Annotated in this window: 16 protein-coding genes; 4 read left to right on the top strand and 12 right to left on the bottom strand. The window is 38.7% G+C overall.

Features of this window, described 5'->3' with window-relative positions; genetic code table 11:
* Positions 1-38 precede the first annotated feature (38 nt).
* The 9 genes from ABH959_RS22280 to ABH959_RS22240 form a co-directional block, all read right to left on the bottom strand.
* On the bottom strand, positions 39-1,145 hold the full coding sequence (locus ABH959_RS22280) for a HAMP domain-containing sensor histidine kinase (RefSeq protein ID WP_002164874.1): 1,107 nt from the start codon (positions 1,143-1,145) through the stop codon (positions 39-41).
* Positions 1,138-1,836 (bottom strand): response regulator transcription factor, encoded by a 699-nt coding sequence (locus ABH959_RS22275; protein ID WP_113938199.1) that lies wholly within the window; start codon positions 1,834-1,836, stop codon positions 1,138-1,140. Before ABH959_RS22275 ends, ABH959_RS22280 begins: the two co-directional genes overlap by 8 nt.
* A 205-nt stretch (positions 1,837-2,041) precedes the next feature.
* The gene (gene menC, locus ABH959_RS22270; protein ID WP_002129645.1) at positions 2,042-3,148 is read right to left on the bottom strand and encodes an o-succinylbenzoate synthase; all 1,107 of its coding nucleotides are present in this window, start codon (positions 3,146-3,148) and stop codon (positions 2,042-2,044) included.
* A complete protein-coding gene (locus ABH959_RS22265; protein WP_113938200.1) occupies positions 3,149-4,594 on the bottom strand; it encodes an o-succinylbenzoate--CoA ligase in 1,446 nt (481 codons plus the stop codon).
* Positions 4,595-4,806: 212 nt separating this feature from the next.
* The gene (locus ABH959_RS22260; RefSeq protein ID WP_404493166.1) at positions 4,807-4,965 is read right to left on the bottom strand and encodes a hypothetical protein; all 159 of its coding nucleotides are present in this window, start codon (positions 4,963-4,965) and stop codon (positions 4,807-4,809) included.
* A gap of 121 nt (positions 4,966-5,086) precedes the next feature.
* Complete coding sequence (gene menB, locus ABH959_RS22255) at positions 5,087-5,905, bottom strand: 1,4-dihydroxy-2-naphthoyl-CoA synthase (protein WP_002089233.1); 819 nt, start codon at positions 5,903-5,905, stop codon at positions 5,087-5,089.
* A 68-nt stretch (positions 5,906-5,973) separates the two neighbouring features.
* Positions 5,974-6,786, bottom strand: a complete 813-nt coding sequence (menH, locus tag ABH959_RS22250; RefSeq protein WP_002129651.1) for a 2-succinyl-6-hydroxy-2,4-cyclohexadiene-1-carboxylate synthase — start codon at positions 6,784-6,786, stop codon at positions 5,974-5,976.
* On the bottom strand, positions 6,783-8,537 hold the full coding sequence (menD, locus tag ABH959_RS22245) for a 2-succinyl-5-enolpyruvyl-6-hydroxy-3-cyclohexene-1-carboxylic-acid synthase (RefSeq protein WP_404457755.1): 1,755 nt from the start codon (positions 8,535-8,537) through the stop codon (positions 6,783-6,785). Before menD ends, menH begins: the two co-directional genes overlap by 4 nt.
* Positions 8,534-9,928: an isochorismate synthase gene (locus tag ABH959_RS22240; protein ID WP_404493165.1), complete on the bottom strand. Its 1,395-nt coding sequence runs from the start codon at positions 9,926-9,928 to the stop codon at positions 8,534-8,536. Before ABH959_RS22240 ends, menD begins: the two co-directional genes overlap by 4 nt.
* 193 nt (positions 9,929-10,121) lie before the next feature.
* On the opposite strand from ABH959_RS22240, the gene ABH959_RS22235 reads away from it, so the two are divergent.
* Entirely contained in the window at positions 10,122-11,075 is a 954-nt protein-coding gene (locus tag ABH959_RS22235) for a 1,4-dihydroxy-2-naphthoate polyprenyltransferase (protein ID WP_404493164.1), read from the top strand.
* Between the two features lie 124 nt (positions 11,076-11,199).
* Positions 11,200-11,931 carry a yteA family sporulation protein gene (locus ABH959_RS22230; RefSeq protein ID WP_404493162.1) on the top strand — a complete coding sequence of 244 codons (732 nt, stop codon included), beginning with the start codon at positions 11,200-11,202 and terminating at the stop codon, positions 11,929-11,931.
* Between the two features lie 43 nt (positions 11,932-11,974).
* On the opposite strand, the gene cspD is transcribed toward ABH959_RS22230, so the two are convergent.
* Positions 11,975-12,175 (bottom strand): cold-shock protein CspD, encoded by a 201-nt coding sequence (gene cspD / locus ABH959_RS22225; RefSeq protein WP_001193051.1) that lies wholly within the window; start codon positions 12,173-12,175, stop codon positions 11,975-11,977.
* A 321-nt stretch (positions 12,176-12,496) separates the two neighbouring features.
* Between cspD and ABH959_RS22220 the strand changes: the two genes are divergently transcribed.
* Positions 12,497-13,279, top strand: coding sequence for a TIGR00266 family protein (locus ABH959_RS22220; RefSeq protein ID WP_002015806.1), 783 nt, complete (start codon positions 12,497-12,499; stop codon positions 13,277-13,279).
* Positions 13,280-13,302: 23 nt separating this feature from the next.
* On the opposite strand, the gene ABH959_RS22215 is transcribed toward ABH959_RS22220, so the two are convergent.
* Positions 13,303-14,073 carry a MerR family transcriptional regulator gene (locus ABH959_RS22215; protein WP_404493161.1) on the bottom strand — a complete coding sequence of 257 codons (771 nt, stop codon included), beginning with the start codon at positions 14,071-14,073 and terminating at the stop codon, positions 13,303-13,305.
* A 142-nt stretch (positions 14,074-14,215) separates the two neighbouring features.
* On the opposite strand from ABH959_RS22215, the gene ABH959_RS22210 reads away from it, so the two are divergent.
* Entirely contained in the window at positions 14,216-14,938 is a 723-nt protein-coding gene (locus ABH959_RS22210; RefSeq protein WP_404493160.1) for a lipase family protein, read from the top strand.
* Between the two features lie 319 nt (positions 14,939-15,257).
* Here ABH959_RS22210 and glgP read toward each other — a convergent pair whose 3' ends face one another.
* The gene (glgP, locus tag ABH959_RS22205) at positions 15,258-17,666 is read right to left on the bottom strand and encodes a glycogen phosphorylase (protein WP_404493159.1); all 2,409 of its coding nucleotides are present in this window, start codon (positions 17,664-17,666) and stop codon (positions 15,258-15,260) included.
* Positions 17,667-17,672 lie beyond the last annotated feature (6 nt).

Below are 17,672 nucleotides of genomic sequence, written 5' to 3'. Positions count from 1 at the left end.
CTATTAAAATAAAAAGTGGGGTAAAGTTTAAATTTTTATTAAATTGCTTTGCTCTCTTCTTTTGGTAATCTCACTTCAAATATCGTTCTAATTACGTTACTTTCAGCAGAGATTGTCCCATCATGCTGTTCGATAATATTTTTTGCGATAAATAGCCCAAGGCCTGTTCCGCCCTGTTGCTCTGACCTCGCCTTATCACCTGTATAAAACATATCAAATAAATATGGTAAATCCTCTTCTGGAATGCTATCTCCGTAATTAATAATTTGTACAACTACCTCTTCATGATCAATATATCCGTTCACATCAACAAACTTTCCATCGTATCCATAGCGAATCGCATTCGTTAAAAGATTTTCAAATACTCGAGCTAACAATTTCCCGTCACCGTTAATAGGTAAATGCGAATCCATATTCAATCTCGCTTCTAAACCTTTTTTTTCTAATAACGGATATAATTCTTCATCTAACTGTATAAGTAATTCACTTATATCAATTGGTCTTTTTTCAATTTGCAACATGCCATAATTCATTCTCGTTATTTCAAATAATTCATCAATTAAGATTTCAAGCCTTTCGGATTTCGTAAAAGCAATTGTGGAAAAATGTTTAATTTGTTCCTTCGTCAAATTCTCATCTTTAAGAATTAAATCTAAATACCCTAAAACAGATGTTAGCGGCGTTCTTAAATCATGAGCTAAGTTGACAATGAGCTGATCTTTACTACTTTCCGCAAAGTCTCCTCGTTCAACCGCTTCTTTTAATTTTTCACTTGCTACATTAATTTCGCGTGCGATATATCCAAACTCATCATTTGATGAAACACGAACTTGATTTGAAAAATCTCCGTTCGCAAGATGATGAATCCCGTTCGAAATCTCATCAAAATATTTTAAATACGGTCTAGTAAGAAAGAAGAAAAACATAATGGACAGAGGAATAAATACAATTAAAAAGAAATTAATGTCCCCAATTTGTCTTACCATTGAACGAAATTGGGCTAAAGGATCCTCATAACGAACTGCTAATTTATAATAGAGACGTAGCCCCTCATAAATTAAATACGTTACGCCACCAGCTAATATCATACTTAACGCAAATAGCATAATCATCTTCGAGCGAAAGCTTCTCATCGTTTTAGCCATTGAAAGTATAACCTACCCCCCACACTGTTTTTATTAACTTATCCTTTCTTTTATCTTCCCCAAGCTTTTTTCGCAAAGTACGGATATGTACCATAACTGTATTTCCACTTTCGTAATACCCTTCAGCCCATACTTGCTGAAAAATATTTTCCACACTGTACACTTTCTTCGGATGACTTGCTAATACATATAAAATATCAAATTCTTTTGGTGTTAATTCAATTGGCTCTCCGTACACATTTACTGTTCTTCGCTCAGGATCAATAGCGACTCCGCCTATTTCTAAAGCAGATTTATTCTCCGCTACTTTCGGCTGATTTAACGTAAGAAATCGGCGTAATTGTGCATTTACACGTGCGACTAATTCAATCGGTGTGAAAGGCTTTGTCATATAATCATCTGCACCTAATACAAGACCTGTCACTTTATCAAAATCAGATGTTTTCGCACTTAAGAAAATGATTGGCATGTGGTGCTTGCGGCGAATCTGCCTCGTCACTTCATATCCATCCATTTTCGGCATCATAATATCTAAAACCACTAAGTCAATTGGCTGAGTTTGAATAATATGCATGGCTTCTTCTCCATCAGCTGCTTTAACGACGTGGTAACCCTCTTTTTCTAAATGTATCTCAATTAAATCAGCAATTTCCGCTTCATCATCAGCTATTAAAATTGAAATGCGCTTCATTTTAGTCCCCCTACTTTATTCTGTTTTCATACGCTCGATTTTAAACTAGTCTATCCAATTTGTACACTAAGAAAAGGCTACCCGTAAGAGTAACCTTGATAAATGAAATTATATCGGCGATTTTTTAAATATATCGACTTACCGAAAATTAACGACAAAATCATCCCGCTATTTGCAGGTAGTCAGTACTAATAAAAGCTCCCGTTCATCGCTCAAAAATAATCCGCTGCTTTGTTATTTCTTCCAACCTGCCTCGATCTACTTCATACTCACGTTCAATACTTTGCGGTACCCTTACTTTTCCGCCTTCAAGCATCACTTCCGGTGAAATAATATCCCTCTCCCAATGTCTACTAGAAGCAGATATATCTCCAGGAATCGTAAAGTTTGGCAATGAAGCGAGTGCAACATTTTGAGCTCGTGAAATCCCCATTTCTACCATGCCACCGCACCAAACTGGTATGTTATGCTCCATACAATAATTATGGATTTGAACGGACTCTGTTAATCCGCCCACTCGCCCTGGTTTAATATTAACGACGCGGCAACTGCCAAGCGTAATCGCAACACGTGCGTCTTCTAAACTATGGATGCTTTCATCTAAACAAATCGGTGTTTCAATTTTCTTTTGCAACTGTGCATGATCAAGAAAATCATAATCCGCTAACGGTTGTTCAATCATCATAAGTTGGAATTCATCTAGTCGTTTCAACTTCTCCGTATCCGCTAATGTATAAGCTGAATTTGCATCAGCCATTAACGGGATATTCGGAAACTCTTTACGAATTTCTTTCAGTAATTCGTAATCATGTTCTGGCTTTATTTTCACTTTAAAGCGCTCGTATCCTTCTTCCGCGTACTTCTCGATTTGTTTTAGCATAACCGGAATCGTATTGATCCCAATCACAACGCCGACTTCAATTTCAGACCTATTTCCGCCAAGCAATATCGCTAACGACTGCTTTTGACGATTCGCATATAAATCCCAAACAGCACCTTCAATTCCGGCCTTTGCCATTCGGTTTCTCTTTATATGTTGGAACAAAGACGGTACTTCATTCGGATGAGAGATTTCAGCTTTCAATAAATCCGGTAATAAAAAATCCTGAAGTACATGCAGCGCTGTCTTCACCGTTTCTTCCGTATACCACGGTTCAGAAAATGCAACGACTTCACCAAAACCAATGTATCCATCTGTATCTTCTAATTCAATGACGATACTTTCACGCTTTTCATAAGTCCCGTAACTTGCCGCAAACGGGATAATGAGCGGCATTTCCGTTATATAAAGTGTCGCTTTTTTTATTTCCACCTACATCTCCTCCACTAATTGTCTTAACTCTCGTCTTAACAATTTCTTCGAAGCATTTCGTGGTAATTCCTCTAAGAAACATGCTTTCTTCGGCACTTTATATTTCGCTAATTTCTCTTCGCAAAAACGAAGAATTTCTTCTTCTGTTACGTCTCCACTTTTTACAACAAAAGCAGCTGGTACTTGTCCCCAACTTTCGTCAGCCATACCGACAACCCCCGCTTCTACTACCGCCGGATGAGAGAGCAATACTTCTTCAATTTGAGCTGGATATATATTTTCTCCGCCAGAAATAATTAAATCACTGCGTCGATCTAATACGTATAAAAATCCTTCCTCATCTAAATAACCGAGGTCACCAGTATGAAGCCATCCATTTCTGATCGCCTCATGCGTCGCATCTTCACGGTTAAAGTAGCCACCTGTTACGTTCGGTCCTTTTACTACAATTTCTCCTTCAGCACGGGGCGGCACAACTACGCCGTCTTTTTCAATACGAAGCTGACACTGAAATAGTGGTTTTCCGGCTGATCCTACTTTCGTTAACATATAATCTGCTGTTAACGTACAAATTTGCGATGATGTTTCTGTCATACCGTACGTTTGATACACAGGAATTCCTTTTTCCACACATGTTTCTAATAACGGCTTCGGTGCTGGTCCTCCCCCAAGTAACATGCATCGTAAAGAAGATGGATATGTACCTTCGCCAAGTCGTTCTAATAAATCTGTTAGCATTTTAGAAACGACAGAAATAATCGTAACGCCTCTCGTTTGAAGTGCTTTATGAATAAAATTAGCATCATATTTTGGAACGAGTAAAATACGCATACCGTACATAATATTTTTCATTAAAAGAGATAACCCGCCAACGTGGAACATTGGCATACAAGCTAACCAACAATCATCATCACGAAGCCCTAAATTAAGCGAAGAACCGACTGCACTTGCCCAGTGGTTACCGTACGTTAAAACAACGCCTTTCGGTTTCCCTGTCGTCCCTGACGTATAAATAATTGTCATCGCTTCTTCTAAAGAGAATTCTTCTTGTATAAATGCTTCCGCCTTCGGTCCTTGCATCACTTCAGCAAATGAACATACTGGAACATTTTCCGTCTCAAACTCTTGATCCGTCACTAAACAAACAACTTCCGCATCATCCATTTGCCAAAGTAGCTCTTCTCTTGAAAGACGCGTATTTAAAAGCACAGCTACTGCACCTATGTAAGATAGGGCGTGAATAACTGTAATCATCTCCATACCATTTTTCATCAGAACAGCCACCTTTTGCGCCCGCTTCACTCCTACATGCGTGAGGTATTCACAAACAGATACTACTTTTTCATGCAGCTGCACGAAAGTAACCTTCTCCTCTTCAATTTCAATTGCAGTGCGATCAGGTGTTAAAAATGCACGTTGCATTAACCAATTCGGCATCGTCTCCATCACTCATTCTCCTTTCATGAAAGAAAGAGACCTGATATGACATCAAGTCTCTTAGTTGTTTTGTTTCCGGTGTGATCTTTTGGTTGCGTCTCACATTGTGTGCGAGCTGCTTCCGCTTTTCATCACATCCAGCTGCGCCTCCTAGCCCCTTCCGTCTAAGAACCTTCCGCACGAGAAAGTAAAAAACACTTTCTGTGCGAAAGAACCTTAGCCTACGTGGCTAAACAGTCGGCTCCGCTTTTAAAACATCCAGCTACAGCCGCTAGAACAGTCGGTCGTTTCACGCCTTCCTGTGAGGCAAAAAGCGCCTCTTTTTCAGGAGTTCCAACGCCCTCTTGTTCTGAACGAGCTGCTTCCGCTTTTGGTTTCATCCAGCTACAGCCGCTAGAATGTTCGGTGGCTTCACTTCTTCCTACGAGGCAAAAAGCGCCTCTCTGTCAGAAGCTCCATCCCCCTCACATTCTAAGCGAGCCGCTTCCGCTTTTGGTTTGATCACGGGAAACGAGGGAATTGACCGAAGTCCGGAGTGCGTTTTTCTTTGAACGCGTCGCGGCCTTCTTTTGCTTCGTCAGTTGTGTAGTACAATAACGTTGCGTCTCCAGCTAGTTGTTGAATACCAGCTAAACCGTCTGTGTCTGCGTTGAATGCAGCTTTTAGGAAACGAAGTGCCATTGGGCTGTTTGCTAAAATTTCTTGTGACCATTGTACTGTTTCTGCTTCAAGTTCTTCTAATGGTACTACTGTGTTTACTAAGCCCATATCAAGTGCTTCTTGTGCACTATATTGACGGCATAGGTACCAAATTTCACGAGCTTTCTTATGGCCTACCATACGAGCTAAATAACCAGCTCCGTATCCACCGTCAAAGCTTCCTACTTTAGGACCTGTTTGCCCGAATACAGCGTTGTCTGCAGCGATTGTTAAGTCACATACGATATGAAGTACGTGTCCACCACCGATTGCATAACCTGCTACCATTGCGATAACCGGTTTAGGGATTGCGCGAATTAGACGTTGTAAGTCTAATACGTTTAAACGTGGGATTTGGTCGTCACCTACATAGCCACCATGACCGCGAACTTTTTGGTCGCCGCCAGAACAGAATGCACGTCCACCTTCACCTGTTAAAATGATAACGCCAACATTTGCATCATCACGAGCGTGTGCAAAAGCATTGATTAACTCCATTACCGTTTTAGGACGGAATGCATTATGTACTTCAGGGCGGTTAATCGAAATCTTTGCGATGCCATTGTATGTTGAATAAATAATATCTTCGTAATTGCCTTCTTTTACCCATTCAATAGTCATTACTATTACCTCCTTTTATATTTCTGATCTCCGCTATAAGTGCAACTTCCTTCTTGCTGAAAAAAGTATCACTGCATAGTTTTTAGAAATCCCTTTACTATTGTATCAAACTTTTCCGGTTGTTCCACATGAATTGCATGGCCAGCCCCATCAATTTTGACAAATTTCGCATGAGGGATGCATTTTTCGATGTTTTTTAATAGGCGAAAGAACTTTTCATCGCTTTCTCCATTCAGTAAAAGGACAGGCATTTTTAGGTTTTGCAATTCGTTCCACCATGAAGGTTGAGCCCCTGTTCCCATGCCACGAAGACTATTTGCAAGTCCTTTTGGATTATTAGCAAGTCGTTCTTTTCGCACCGCTTCTTTTACGTTTTGCACTAAACGTTTTTGCGTTTCAAATAGCGGAATATTTTCCCACATCGATACAAAACTTCGGATGCCTTCTTGCTCAATTTTATCGGCAAGTCGTTCATCTTTTTCCTTGCGTTCTTTTCGCTCCTTTGCACTCTCAAGTCCAGCTGTACAGTTTTCTAAAAGAAGCGAACGCACATATTCTGGATATAAGCATGCCATCGTAATCGCAAGTCTACCACCCATTGAATAGCCAAGTATGTGCGCATTTTCAATATGAAGATGATCCAGTAGTTCTTTCATTTGCAGTGCCACATTTTGAATATCATAATGCATCACATCTTCAGGACTTTCCGTTTTCCCGTGTCCAACAATGTCTACTAGAATGACTTGAAACTGCTCGCTCCAAGAAGGAATAAAGGAACCCCACGTTTCCATGCTTCCCGTAAAACCATGAAGAAGTAGAAGTGGTTCCCCGCTTCCGGCTACTTCATATTCATACGATACACCTTGCAATGTTACTTTCATTTTGATTCACCTTGCAAAGATGTAGTAATAACGTCCATTGTTTTTGCCCATAGTTCACGATGTAATTTCAAGTTTTCTTCGCGATTCGTACAAATTTCCACGACGTGTAATCCATTCGTTTTCGTTCCAGTTTGTACTTCTTCTCGGAAGTTTTCCCAACCATTTACACGGCTAAATGAACCACCATACATTTTGACAACATGTTCATAGTCAAGCCCAATTGGTGTTCCAAATAATGATTCGAAATGTTCCTTTTTCTCGTATTGTGGTAAGAATGAGAAAATACCTCCACCATCATTATTTACAACAACAATCGTTATATTTAACTCATGTAGTTTCGCGGCTAATAGTCCGTTTAAATCGTGATAAAATGATAAATCACCGATTACTAATACGAGCGGATCACAAATAATACTCGCTCCTAAAGCTGTTGAAATGATTCCATCAATACCATTTACACCGCGGTTCGCCATTACTTGAATGTTTTTATCCGATGTGAAGAAAAATGAATCGGTATCGCGAATTGGCATACTATTACTCGCAAATAACGTTGCCCCTTCTGGTAATACACTTACAATATCCGTAATTACTTTTCCTTCAAATGCCGTTTCATATGTTTCCATCTCACGAAGCGTTTCTCTCGTTTTCTCGTTTATTTGTTTCCACATTCCGAACCAATCATTCTTTTTCATAACTGGCATTTTCTCTAGTAATGCTCTGCAAAATTCACTGTCACTAGCTTGTACAACTTCTGTCGCAACTAGAGCTGGATCTCTCCATTGTCCAGATTCATCGACAACGATATGAACAGCTTTCGTTTGTTTTTTGATGAACTGCGTTAATGCTTTAGAGACAGGCATTCCTCCGAAACGAATTAAAACATTCGGCTTCCACGTTTCTTTTAACAATTCATTTCGTAAAAATGTATCGTAACAATCTATAACCATCGTTTTATCATGATTACCACTACGGAGGTTAGAAAGTGGATCTGCTAAAATTGGATACCCTGTTTTCTCAGCTACTTTCATAACAACTTCTGTTATTTCTGGATGACTGCCGTCTCCACAAATAATAAGCCCCTTTTCCATATGTGAAAGGCGCCCTACAAGAGAATCTACATATTCACTCGGCATCGTCACGTTCCCTTGCTGAACTACTCCTGTATATTCACCACGCCCTTTATCCCATAAACTTTCTAATGAGAAATCCGGTATAAGCGGCTCGCGAACTGGAAAATTAAGATGAACAGGTCCTTGCGGCGCTAGAAGTGCGCTTGCTATCGTACGCTGCGTCGTCATACGGGCGTAATGATACATTGCTTCACTCGCTTCAGGAAGTGCCATCTCTGTAAATTGCTTCACAAAAGTACCGTATAAATTAAATTGATTCATCGCCTGTGGTGCACCCACATCTCTTAATTCATGCGGTCTATCCGCTGTTAATACGATAAGCGGCACTCGTGAATGAAACGCTTCACATACAGCTGGATAATAGTTCGCTGCTGCCGTCCCTGACGTACATAATAGTGCAACAGGACGTTTTTTTGCTTTCGCAATACCGAGCGCAAAAAATCCTGCTGATCTTTCGTCTACATGTAAATATGTTTTCATTCCGTCATGTTGTTCCATTAGTAAGGCAATCGGCGTTGACCGTGACCCAGGACTAATGACAACATCACATACATTTAGACGCGTCAGTTCGTCCACGAATGCGCCTAAATAGTATGATAATGCTTCTATATGATTGTTCATTTCATTAATTCCTCCAAAGCACCAAGCATCGGTCTAAACTTCAAACTTGTTTCTTCATATTCAAGCTGAGCTACTGAATCAATTACGATACCACAGCCGGCAAATAAGGATGCCTTCTCGCCATTTAATAATCCACAGCGAAGTGCAACCGCAAATTCACCATTTCCTTCATCATCTATAAAGCCAATTGGTGCACCATATAACCCTCTATCTAAAAGCTCTACATCACGGATTAATTTCAACGCCTCATGACGAGGTGTACCACCAAGAGCTGGTGTTGGATGTAATTCTTCTACCATCGTTAAAAGACTTGCATCACCTTTTGCTTCTACTGGCGTATATAAATGGATTAAATTTTTCGTCGTTAATAAGCCTGGGCTCTCCGGAATATTAACAGATTCGCAATGCTCACTTAGCACACCTCGAATCATGTTAACTACATAACCGTGTTCAGCCAAATTCTTTTCATCATGAAGAAGCGTCTCACCATTTTGTTTACTTTCTTCTATAGAATTGCCATGACCAATTGAACCAGCAAGGCACATCGATGTAAACTTCTCGCCTTCTTTTCGAATCAATCGCTCAGGTGTCGCCCCTAAGAAGCATGCTCCTTTATAATCAAAAGAAAATACGTAACAATCCGGTTGCCCAATGCGAAGCGCTTCTAAAACAAGAACGGAATCAATATGCTGATCCATCGTTAATTTTAGCTCCCTTGCTAATACAACCTTCTGCACGTTCCCTTGCTTCATTTCATGCTGCACTTTTCCAATCGCATTCATCCAGCCCTTCGGATCAACTTCTACTTTAGAAGTAACTGTTAATTTTGACCCTTCTAGTGCACATTTACTCTCTTGTAAAATTCTCTCTTCTACAGAAATAATTTCGTTATAAAGAGTTTCTGCACAATCTTCAGCTGAAACGAACTGATTAATCGTTAACCACGCCTTTTCATTTTTTACAGTTAATAAAAATGCTGGTAGTGAAAATGTGGTATCATCAAATTCTTTCCAAAGATTCGTTTTTTCTTTTTCTTGGTCAAATGAAAATCCACCAAATAAAAGAGGACCTGTTCCAAATTCGTATCCTTCTCTTTGTACGAATGCTTTCTCTTTTACTTTATCCCACTCGTCACGAGCAGTTTGAAAGCGTTTGTGAGAAGAATTTGCTATAGTGAAAACAGAGCCAATTCCAGCAAATATTACATGCTGAGCTGGGTCTGCAAAATAACATCTATTTTCGAATGCGATCCTTTTTCCTGCTGCATAAAACAGAAGTGGATCCACCCAATCTATTTGTTTTACAAAACTAACTAATGTTTTTTCATCAGTCGCACGCTTAATAGCTGTAACAAGAACTTCTTGTAAGCCTTTTCGTTTCGTTTGAATCACAATTGTCTCCCCCCTATGGGCGAAAAATAGTCATAATTACGCTTGATTTTAAGATACACCTCAAAGGAAAGGCCTGTCAACGTTTAGCATTTCTGAGAAATTCACCTTCTCTTCCTAGAAAATAAACGTTGACACTAAATGATGCTTTTTCTACACTTAATTGTGTACAATATGTGACCAAGGAGGATTCAACATGGAAATGAACGTCGAAACGAATTCCTCTCCTACGGCGCCAAAGCCAAGTAAACAAACAGGCTGGCGAATTTGGTGGAGTTTATTACGTCCCCATACATTAACAGCAGCTTTCGTTCCTGTTTTCATCGGAACAGCTTTTGCAATGCGGGTCGGAGGTATAAATCAAATACATCTTCCTCTTTTCTTTATGATGCTTCTTGCTTGCCTTCTCATTCAAGCAGCAACGAACATGTTTAATGAATACTTTGATTATAAAAGAGGACTCGATCATGAAGGTTCAGTTGGAATAGGCGGTGCTATCGTCCGCGATGGCATTAAACCAAAAACCGTTCTTAACTTAGCATTCGGATTTTTAGGCATCGCAACGCTATTAGGTGTTTATATTTGTATGAACTCTAGCTGGTGGCTTGCTGCAATCGGTCTTGTTTGTATGGCCGTTGCTTACCTTTACACTGGTGGCCCTATTCCAATTGCGTACACACCATTTGGAGAGCTAACAGCAGGATTATTTATGGGTGTCATTATTATTGGTATTTCATTCTTTATCCAAACAGGCGCAGTAACATCAGAAGTGATTTTATTATCTATTCCAAGCTCCATTTTAATTGGTGCAATTTTACTATCTAACAATATTCGTGATTTAGATGGTGATAAAGAAAATGGTCGTAAAACGTTAGCAATTCTCGTTGGACGCGAAAGAGCAGTTGGTGTACTTGCTTCTATGTTTATCGTTGCCTACATTTGGACAATCGCTTTAATCATCGTTAACATCGTATCACCATGGATGCTTATCGTATTCTTAAGTGTACCGAAAGCATTTAAAGCGACGAAAGGCTTTATCGGCAAAAGCATTCCAATGGAAATGGTACCTGCGATGATTTCAACAGCAAAAACAAATACAATTTTCGGTCTCCTAATGGGAATCGGATTATTGCTTGGATACTTCCTATAGAAAGGAGCTGCTTATGCGGCTCCTTTTTTCATATACCGACTTCCCGGCTGAAATTCACCTCATAATTCCTACTCTCAACGCTCATACTATGTAAAGAAACTGAATTGTAGGAAGGTGGACGACTATGTTAACTCCACAACAAATAAATCAATTTAAATCTATTCTAGAAAAACAACAGCAAGAAGTTGAACAAACGATACAAAATCATGAAGATGAAAACCGTGCATCTGAACGTGATTCAGTAGGAGAATTGTCTAGCTATGACAACCATCCAGGTGATATGGCTACAGAATTGTACGAACGTGAGAAAGATTTCGGACTCATCGAATTTTGGCATAAACAGTTAGAAGATACGAAACATGCTCTGCAAAAAATTGAAGCTGGTACGTACGGAATTTGCGAAGTGTCTGGTGAGGAAATTCCATTTGAAAGATTAGAAGCAATGCCAACTGCTACAACGTGTATTCAGCACACTACAAATAAATTAGATATGCAGACGCGCCCAGTTGAAGAAGAGGTGCTAGATCCTTCGTTTCATAAGCACGACGAAGATCATTCTGTAGAGTACGATGCTGAAGATGCTTGGCAAGACGTCGCAAATTACGGAACATCAGAAACACCATCCGATTTAGAAAGACAAGATTCAAAAAACTATAATGGCATGTACGTAAATAGTGAAGAAAATGTTGGGTATGTAGAGGATTTCGAAAACTTTATTGGAACAGATATGTATGGAAAAAACCCACAAGTTTTCGCAACAGAAGAACATGAAGAATATGAACAATTGCTTGATGACTTTGAAGAACGCACCTTTAAAGGTGAATTATCTTCAGATGAGTCTGGTTCTAAAGCATAAAAAAAGCATTCCGAAATTCGGAATGCTTTTTTTCGCTAGCTAATTAGTTTTTTGTAACGTTAGCTGCTTGTGGTCCGCGGTTTCCATCAACGATTTCGAAAGAAACTTCTTGACCTTCTTCTAAAGTTTTGAAGCCGTCGCCTTGAATAGCTGAGAAATGTACGAATACGTCTTCTCCGCCTTCAACTTCGATGAAGCCAAAACCTTTTTCGCCGTTAAACCATTTAACTTTACCTGTTTGCATGTCATGTACCTCCTAAATAAAAATGAAACTATGAATCCACATGAAAAGGTGGATATAAAGGACATGAATGTATAACAAGCTTACAGCCTTTAATACAACGTGCTTTATTTCCGTACCACATTATGTAGCTCAATAGTGTTTTCACTATATCATGCTATATCAAAAACGTCAAATGAGAACACTTTCGTCCCATCGTTTTTTATAATTCTAGTATAACCTTAAATTTTCATTCTATTTTTATTCAAAAATTAATAAAACTACAGTATTCTAATTCCTTTGATTTCTGTACAATATAATTACTACATATGATGAGGTGAAAAAATGCAAGCACATGAAATCGAGTATAAATTATATGGCGATGATATGCAGTTTGTTGAAATTGAATTGGATCCAGAAGAAAGCGTTGTCGCAGAGGCTGGCGCAATGATGATGATGGAAGATCATATCGAAATGGAAACGATTTTCGGTGATGGTTCTGGACCATCTAATGGTCTATTCGGTAAATTAATGGGCGCAGGTAAACGTCTCGTTACAGGTGAAAGTATGTTTATGACTGTATTTACAAATACAGGTCATGGCAAACGACACGTATCATTCGCCGCTCCTTATCCTGGAAAAATTATTCCTGTTGATTTAACAGAATATCAAGGAAAAGTAGTCTGCCAAAAAGATGCATTTCTTTGTGCCGCAAAAGGTGTTTCTATCGGAATTGAGTTTACTAAAAAAATAGGAACTGGCTTCTTCGGTGGTGAAGGTTTCATCATGCAGAAACTTGAAGGTGATGGTCTAGCTTTCATGCATGCAGGCGGAACTGTATATAAGCGTGAATTAAAACCTGGTGAGAAACTTCGCATTGATACAGGTTGTCTCGTTGCAATGACAAAAGACGTTAACTACGATGTTCAATTCGTTGGAAAAGTAAAAACAGCTCTATTTGGAGGTGAAGGTTTATTCTTCGCAACGCTAGAAGGTCCTGGAACGGTTTGGATTCAGTCCTTAACACTTAGCCGCTTAGCAGCACGCCTTACAAGCCCAGCAGCTCAAAACAGCGGTGAAGGTAGCGTTTTAGGCGGACTTGGTCGTTTATTAGATGGAAAAGAGTAAGAAGTGCCCTTATAGGGCACTTTTTATTTAGGTGGACTATACAAACCATTTTGGATCATAAAGTATTTCATCGCTTCATTAAGCCACGCCTCTTCTTCTTCCGTATAAGGAGAAGGCATCATATTATTATATTGTTCTTCTACATTCTCTAATTTACCTAGAGAATACATTGTCTCTTCACCGACATACTTAAGAGTCGCTTTCATATGTTCATCAACCAATTTTTGCACTTCTGAATCCTCAATTTGTCTTCCAAATAACCTTTTCACTTCTTTTGCTAAACGCATAAACTCTTTATCAAGTGCTATGTCCTCTTCTTCCGGCTTATTATATAATCCATCAGCCACTTCTTTTGGTACATATTCTTCAAGCCATAAACGCTGTTCGTTTTCTTTTTGGATACTATTAATTAAGCTCATTAATATATTACTATCTACCTCTTCATCTTCCTCAAGGTATACCATTGTTCGTTCAATCGCCTTTATCGAAACTTCAAGTTGTTTTTTCTTTTCTTCAAAGGCTACTCTTTGATTTTGTAATGTTTCTTTTAAGCTTATATTCAAACTTTTCACATTGAGCATGACACGAATTTCTTCTAAACTATATCCTAATGCTTTAAGACTCACTATTTTTTGGAGCGCTAATATATCTCTATCTTTATATACACGGTGTCCTGAACTTATATTTTTTTCAGGTTTAAGCAGGCCAAGTTCATCGTAATATTGTAGTGTCCGTATTGATATACCTGTTCTCTTTGAAAACTCACCAATTGAATAGCCTTCCTTTTTTCTCACCCTACACTCCTCCTAACAATATGTTTACAAAAATCATACTTCCTCACGTAACTGTAGGTTCAAGCCTTTTTTCAAAAAAGAATGAATCAAGTCCCTCACTGCATATATTGAACTATACCTTTTCTTAAGGAGGGCTTGCTTGATGCGTACTCCTTTATCCTTTGATAAAGATACTGCCATATTGTTAGCATCTTGCTGCGATCTAACGTATGAACAATATAAACAAAATGGGATTTTTGAAATACCTGATGGATTCCAATATGTACAAGGCTTTCAAGGAAAAGCGATTCAAACGATGGAATGGTTTGGGTTCATATTAGAATCTGAAGATACGATTATTGTAGCTTTTAGGGGCACACAAACAGATACAGATTGGATTATCGATTCACTCGTCAACCAAAGACCATACCCATACGCTTTAAATAGCGGAAATGTTCATAACGGCTTTCTTTCAATTTATGAATCTTGCCGGGATTCTATTATGGATATGCTCGTGTCATTACCAGCCCATAAGAAACTTCTTGCAACAGGTCATAGCTTAGGCGGTGCACTCGCTACACTACACACACTAGATGCACGTATAAATACTGCCTTCGCACAGTACGGCCTTTATACCTTTGCCTCTCCAAAAGTTGGAGATATCGCCTTTCGAAATTATTATAAACTGCAAGTAGCTAGTAGCTTTCGTTTTGTCAATTTATTCGATGTCGTTCCTCTTCTCCCTCCAAGAAATGTCCATTTTAATGATAAAGACTGGGAATATGCACACGTCCATCACAACATGACATTTACGAAAAATACAAAATCCATTACGAATAATCATTCCATTACAACATACAAAACATGTCTGACCTCTCATTTTTAACCAGTAAACAATTGGAAAATGAATATTTGTATACTATAATAATCTATGAAATTACTTTCGGATGAGGGGACCTTACATGCTAAAATTTTTCTTTGCACTTTTTCTTATAATAATTTTTTCGTTTACAGGTTTCTTTACATTTTCATACTTTGCGACAGGCGAATATGGCGGAACAGGTATAATATATACCGCTATCCCATTTCTTTCTTAAGCAACATAAGTAAAACGAGCTTAATCTCATTAAGCTCGTTTTATTTTTCTAAGCAAGCGTATCCCTGTTTTAAAAATAAATAAAAGCCCCTTCAACAGGGGCTTTCATCTAAAATAGTTTAACAGTATTACCAATACCCCAAATTTCATTACTGTACTGCAAAATTGTTCGATCACTCGCAAAATGCCCAGATTGTGCAATGTTCAAAATCGACATTTCCAGCCATTTCTCCCTATTTTCATAGGCCCTTCCGACAGCTTCTTGTCTTTCTGCATATGGGCTAAAATCTCGAAGAACGAAGTATTCATCATTTTGAATAACGAGAGAATCATAAATCGCCTCAAATTCAGCTCCCGACTGTGCAAAGAAACCATTCGTTAACTGATCTACTACTTTTTTAATGTGCATATTGTGGTGATAATAGTCACTTGCACGATATCCACCGTTTTGGTAGTAATGAAGGACCTCATCCGCCGTTAAGCCAAAAATGAAGCAGGCATCATCACCGACCCGGTCTTTTATTTCAATATTAGCTCCATCTAACGTTCCGAGTGTAATTGCACCATTCATCATGAATTTCATGTTACCTGTTCCCGATGCTTCTTTACTCGCAGTTGAAATTTGTTCACTTACATCTGCCGCTGGGAATATATCTTCCGCTAAAGAAACTCGGTAGTTTTCTAGAAAGATAACTTTCATAAATTGACTTACGTACGGATCGGTATTTACTTTTCTTGCAAGCTCATTTATTAATTTAATAATTTTCTTCGCATAATAATAGCCAGGTGATGCTTTCGCTCCAAAAATAAAAGTACGCGGATAAAATGTAAAACTAGCATCCTCTTTCAAACGGTTATACAAATATAAAATATGAAGAACGTTTAATAGTTGTCGTTTGTAAGCATGCAACCTTTTCACTTGCACATCAAAAATAGAATTTGGATCAATAGTGATCCCCATTTTATTATGAATGCTCTCCGCTAAAATAATCTTACGCTCTTGTTTTACCCCTGCAAGCTTTTCTTGAAAACTAGTATCATGTATGAAGTTTTGCAGTGCTTGCAGCTTAATTGGCTCTTTCTTCCATTCTTCTCCAATCGCTTCCGAAATAAGATTCGTCAGCTGCGGATTCGCCTTCATTAGCCAGCGCCTATGAGCAATTCCATTCGTTTTATTATTAAACTTATCTGGATAAAATTCATAGAACAATCGCATTTCACGCTGCTTTAAAATTTCTGTATGAATTTTCGCCACACCGTTAACGCTATGGCTACCAACAATCGCTAAATGAGCCATTTTTACAAGGTCATGCGCAATAATGGCCATGTCCTCAATACGCTTCCAATCGTACGAATAACGGTCCCAAAGCTCATGACAGAAACGTTCATTAATTTCTTCAATAATCATATAAATTCTCGGTAATAACGGTTTAAAAATGCGAATTGGCCATTTCTCAAGCGCTTCTGATAACGTCGTATGATTCGTATAGGAAATCGTCTGCGTTGTTATGTGCCAAGCCTCTTCCCATGTCAATTTTTCTTCGTCTAATAAAATACGCATAAGTTCTGGAATTGCTAGAACCGGATGTGTATCGTTTATATGAATCGCGATTTTTTCATGTAACTGACGAAGACTACCGTGTCTCTCCCTATGCATACGAACGATATTTTGCAAACTTGCTGATACGAGGAAATACTGTTGTTTTAAACGAAGTATTTTCCCCTCATCATGCGTATCATCTGGATATAAAAACTCCGATACGGCCTCTGTTTCACGCTTATATTTCAAAATATCTTTACAATTTTGCGGGAAAGGAACTGGCTCCGCATTCCAAAGTCGAAGCGTATTTACAGTACTCGTTTCATACCCTACAACTGGAACGTCATATGGTACTGCCATAATAACTTCTGCATTTGTATGCCTGAACTCTAAACGTCCATCAATTTCTAGTGGTTCAACGTTTCCAAAATAACTTACTTCTACGGCTTGGTCATACCTTCTTACTTCCCAAACGTTTTCATGAAGAAGCCACTGTTCTGGAAATTCTACTTGATAGCCATCAACAATTTTTTGATCAAACAGACCATGCTTATAACGAATACCACAGCCATGTCCTGGTAAGTTTAAAGAAGCGAGTGAATCGAGGAAACAGGCTGCTAAACGTCCAAGTCCGCCGTTACCAAGGCCAGCATCTGCTTCAATCTCTTCTAACTCGTGCAAAGAAATTCCAAGTTCAAAAAGTCCTTTTTCACATACATCTCGAATGCCTAAATTTAATATGTTACTGCCTAGTAAACGCCCAAGTAAAAATTCAATGGATAAATAATACATTTGTTTTTGATCTCCAGAACGATAACTTTCATTCGTTGCAATCCATTGACTATTCATATACTCACGTACCATATGACCGAGCGTATTATACTGATCACGAGTTGTAGAATCTTTGAAACTTTTCCCATACATCGTTTCTAATTTTTCTAGAAAAGCGGATTTGAAGCTTTCAACATGAGTAAACATTTTTTC

Source organism: Bacillus sp. RC51 (assembly GCF_044908115.1).
Lineage (GTDB): Bacteria > Bacillota > Bacilli > Bacillales > Bacillaceae_G > Bacillus_A > Bacillus_A mycoides.
This window is presented reverse-complemented; position numbering and strand designations above follow the sequence as displayed.